Here is a 4,209-nt window from a genome sequence, read left to right as displayed (position 1 = left end):
CCGCCGCGAAACGGTTAGAATCTCAATGAATGGTCGCTTGATTTAGGTCTAGTCACAGTGGCCACGACTGCCTCATGTAGGTGCGAAGCGAGGGGATGCATTCCCGCGCGTTTCTGGAGAGACATCAGCTAACGGTCTTTGCAATCACGGAAAAGCCCGTTTTCTGCGTCATGAAAGAGCATGTCTTTAGTCCGGTTTGATGTTATGACGTAGATACACTGGTGGCAGGGAGATGCAACTGGAGTCGAAAGATTCTACTTGCATTCGCCGTGACGAGCTCTGGAAAATATGCCGACACGTGACCGTCAACTTGCCGAGCTGACCATGATGTTGGTTTCGTTGGTTTGCTGTAGCTCCAGCTATCTAGTGATTTAGTGAAGGCTAGCTGGGCCTGTCGCCCGACCGAACGTGGTCAGTCGAAAAACTGGCTGGCTATGGGGGAATCGCCACGTAGGCAGGCTTCTTGCCGAAAAACGGGGATTGATCCCCGTTTGGTCAAGTAGTCGCGATGTGAGGTGCGTAGCGTCGTGTGATAGTGAGGTGATGCTCTGGGGGCTAAAGAAAACCGCGGCCATTATGCGTGAAGCATATGGGACGCGGTCGAGAGCAGGCGCACCTGCTATCCGTCGGTGAGCTGCCGTTTCAGTTTTTCGATCAACTCACTCGCTTGGCGGATCGTCAGACTTTGCGGTGTGTCGACACCGAAATGCGTGTCCAGTTCACTCGCCAGCTTGACGTTCGCTTTCGATGCGATGGCGTGAATCGCTCGGATCTGAGCCTCCGTCGCCGGGAATGCCCATTGCTTGGCGGCTTCGCAGTTGCAGAAACGTTTGTCTTCCCACGAAGGGAGATAGTTTCATCAGCACCACTCGAAGCCGTCAGCGAAGGCTCGTGCTCCACCTCGCGGCGACATAGCTCGAACGTTCGACGGATACGCTCGGTCAGCGTATCGGCATGGTCGTTCATGAGCGAGTTATCAATCTCGATCTCGAGATGACACGTCGCACACGGCAATCGTACAGAAACCTGAAAAGCCGTATTGGGCACGAGTCGACAATCGGGCAAAGTGTCGACGATTGATCGAAAAGGTCACGTCAGCACTTGTCTTGAGCAGAGCGGGCCGCCGGTTCGCACGAGCTCAAAACTCATGCTTCTCCTTAGCTCAGAACGCTCGTTAGAGTTTGGGAACAACGAAATCGTCAATACGGAGCCGTCATGACGGGCTCCAAACATTTTGTCTCTTGTCTTGGGGAATCCATGCGATCGTTACCGCAACCATGTACCTTGATTCGAATTATTCAAATGATCTCTGAAGGAAAGGATGTAACACCTCTCTTTTCCGAATGTCCTGAGCTGATGGACAAGCCGGGGGCGAGAGAACGTTTTGTGAGGCTAATTGAAATTCTCTGCGAGAAATGTCTACAAAAGGTAGATGCTGAAAGACGAAAACAACTAGACGCAGAACTCGATGCTATCTATGTCTCACAACGTAACGAGCTGATCGAGCGTGCGGGAGAAAGCGATCGCGGCTTGGAATTGGCGGAGAAGATCCAGGACTACAAAATGAATCTGGAATCATTTTGTTGTCTTGTAGCGTTTCAACAGCTCCCGACGGATGACTCGCTTGTGGTATTGGAAGCAGCAGTTCAGCAATGTGAGCAATACGAGTCGGCAGTTAAAGAGCTGAACTCTGTCAGTGGGCGCTGAAAAGGGACCAGTGATGGGCGATTGAAAGTCCTCCACCTTGCGACGGGGGGCGAATTGCCGTCGATCGTTTTGCACCCTGCGAAACGGATAACGGTACGTAGTAGCCAATCATGTGAGCGTGACAAAGCCCAACGCCTTCAAGAAGTTGCACTAACAGGCCAGTTGCAGCGAGGGATCGTCGAAGCCTCGATTTCGAGCGAAAGACCTTTCGCCGACATCTCGAGGTGGGTTCAGCCATCGATTCCACGCGTGATCCCACGGGCGAGGATTCAAAAGGGACCAGCGCCCCACCGGTTCGGATACTTCCGATGGCACCACGAAACCTGCCAGATCGGTCAGTGCTTGTGAGCCGTTCCGCGTAGGGATCCAAGAGATGCTGCTACGAGGCTTGCATGCCCAGCGATTCTTTCAAGACCTGCAGAACGAGCGTGACTACCAAGGCAGCTACTACAGCGTCCGCCGCTTCGTCAAAAAGCTTCGCACCGAGAAGCCGATCGACGCATCGAGGTTGAGCCAGGATGGGAGGCGCAAGTCGACTTTGGCACCGGCGCGCCCGTCGTCGACAAGGACGGGAAGAAACGGCGAACCCATGTCCTCCGCGTTGTGCTGTGCCATTCCCGAAAAGGTAACGCCGAAGTCGTCTTTCGTCAGACCACCCACGACCTCTTGCAAGCCCTGGAAAATGCGTTCTGGCATTCCGGCGGCGTGCCCAAGATCGTCGTGATCGAAAATCTTCGTGCGGCCGTGAAGCACCCTGACTGGTACGACCCTGAGTTGGTGCCAACGCTGCGTGCCTTTGAAGAGCATTCTGGCACCACGATCCTACCGACCAAGCCTTGCACACCACGCCACAAGAGCAAGGTAGAATGCGGCGTCGACTATGTCCAAGAGGACTCGCTACGAGGTCGCACGTTTGCCTCGCTCTTGGAGCAGAATGATTGCCTTGCGCACTGGGAGGCGACCGTTGCTGACCTGCGAGTTCATGGAACCACTCGTCGTCAAGTCGGCGAACATTTCAGTGCATCAGAGCGAGAGGCGTTGATGGAACTTCCCATCGAACGCTTCGGCAATTTTAGTGGAGCCCGCCGCTAGGTAAACCGAGACGGTCATGTTTCGATCGGCAAGGCTTACTGCGGCACGCCACCGGTATACCTCGGTCGCGAGGTCTGGGCACGGTGGGACTCCAGGACCGTTCGTCTCCTGAACAGGGACTTAGAGGTCATCGCCATGTTGGTTCGCAGCGAGCGGGGAAAGTTCAACTCTAAGACGTCGCGTCAGAAAAGGTCAACGCGATCGAACGTGGCGGCAGGTGTTTGCTGCAAAAAGACAGTGTGATCGGCGATTTCACGGCCAAATGGAGCCAATCGATGATGCAGGATCGCGGGATAGCCGGCACGCGTGTCTTGCAGGGCTTGGTTTCGCCGTCAAACCAATATCGCTGCGACGAAATCGAACACGCCTGCGAGATCGCTTGGCGTCATCAGGACTGGATGGTCGCGATGATCGGTGTGGCAGCCGGGTACCTTGTAGTCGCCTGGTGCGACGGTTCATTGTTTGCTGGCGTGAGGGGATGGCTCTCGCACGACATGATTAGCGAGTACCTCGTCCGCTGGTGCGGCGACAGGTTTCGATGTGTAGGGGACAAGCTTACGACGCTGCTGCTCTGTCCAATGTGCCTGTCCCCTTACGTCTGTCTTGCTATCTGGATCCTGGCAAGACTACGCGTAGGCACGCCTCTCTTTGAGGATCCATTCACTCTGGCATTGGGCACGTTCGCGAGTGCAGCAGTCTCATATGGGACGTATCGACTGCTGTCTTACGACTGACGAACTCACAGCAAGCCAAGAACGCAAAAAGCCCGCGAGGTAATAACCCCGCGGGCTTTTTTTGTTGGCGTGAGAAACCTCTATGGGTCGCCCCAGGTAAATCGGTTCCTCTATTCGATCCAAGCTCGAACTGCCAATCGGTCGCTCGCCCCCACAGCAAGCGACCGGAGCTAGAAACCGTCCCATGTCTGGTTCCAACTCGGATGTGACCAAGATGACCGCTAATGAATCTAATACAAGACGCGTTGACGTGTCCTATCAAAATTTTACAAGGGAATATAGCGTCAACTACTCGAGTGCTTTTGAACGCCTCCTAGACCGCAGCATGGTCCTGGACAAGAACACGGAGCTGAGCAAACACATTCGGCAATCAGGAGATCTCCTTCAAGCGAAACGGACTTTCAGGTGCGGTCGTCGGATGAGTGGGAACAACCCCGCCCAGCTTCAACAGGAATACTATTGCCGTCGCCCGTACTGTTGCGATAGCTGCGCCGAGATACTCGCGCAGAAGAGATCGCGACAGTGGCTCAAGGCTTGCCGACGTTTTGCCAACTCCTGTCGGCGTGGCGAGCTCATTTATCACAGCTTTCTGATCAAGCCGAACGTCGCCGGCACTCACTTCGAAGAGTACGAGAACTTTCGGCTGACGATGCGGTTGCTGCGTGCGTTCGGTGAC

The 4,209-nt window shown here is 54.8% G+C and carries 5 protein-coding genes; 3 read left to right on the top strand and 2 right to left on the bottom strand.

Annotation, left to right across the window (positions count from 1 at the left end):
* Positions 1-719: 719 nt before the first annotated feature.
* A complete protein-coding gene (locus RSSM_RS33780) occupies positions 720-860 on the bottom strand; it encodes a hypothetical protein (RefSeq protein WP_160168143.1) in 141 nt (46 codons plus the stop codon).
* Between the two features lie 442 nt (positions 861-1,302).
* On the opposite strand from RSSM_RS33780, the gene RSSM_RS15900 reads away from it, so the two are divergent.
* The 3 genes from RSSM_RS15900 (at position 1,303) to RSSM_RS15880 (ending at position 3,533) form a co-directional block, all read left to right on the top strand.
* Complete coding sequence (locus tag RSSM_RS15900; RefSeq protein ID WP_044302720.1) at positions 1,303-1,707, top strand: hypothetical protein; 405 nt, start codon at positions 1,303-1,305, stop codon at positions 1,705-1,707.
* Positions 1,708-2,208: 501 nt separating this feature from the next.
* Positions 2,209-2,799, top strand: coding sequence for an IS21 family transposase (istA, locus tag RSSM_RS15885; RefSeq protein WP_081613804.1), 591 nt, complete (start codon positions 2,209-2,211; stop codon positions 2,797-2,799).
* Between the two features lie 275 nt (positions 2,800-3,074).
* Entirely contained in the window at positions 3,075-3,533 is a 459-nt protein-coding gene (locus RSSM_RS15880; protein WP_044302716.1) for a hypothetical protein, read from the top strand.
* Positions 3,534-3,903: 370 nt separating this feature from the next.
* Here the strand turns inward: RSSM_RS15880 and RSSM_RS34770 are convergent.
* A partial coding sequence (locus RSSM_RS34770) for a hypothetical protein (RefSeq protein WP_236621181.1) occupies positions 3,904-4,209 on the bottom strand: 306 nt, incomplete at its 5' end.

The organism is Aporhodopirellula sallentina SM41 (assembly GCF_000346505.1).
GTDB classification, from domain to species: domain Bacteria; phylum Planctomycetota; class Planctomycetia; order Pirellulales; family Pirellulaceae; genus Rhodopirellula; species Rhodopirellula sallentina.
Note: the sequence above shows the minus strand (reverse complement) of the source record. Positions and strands in the feature narration are given on the sequence as shown.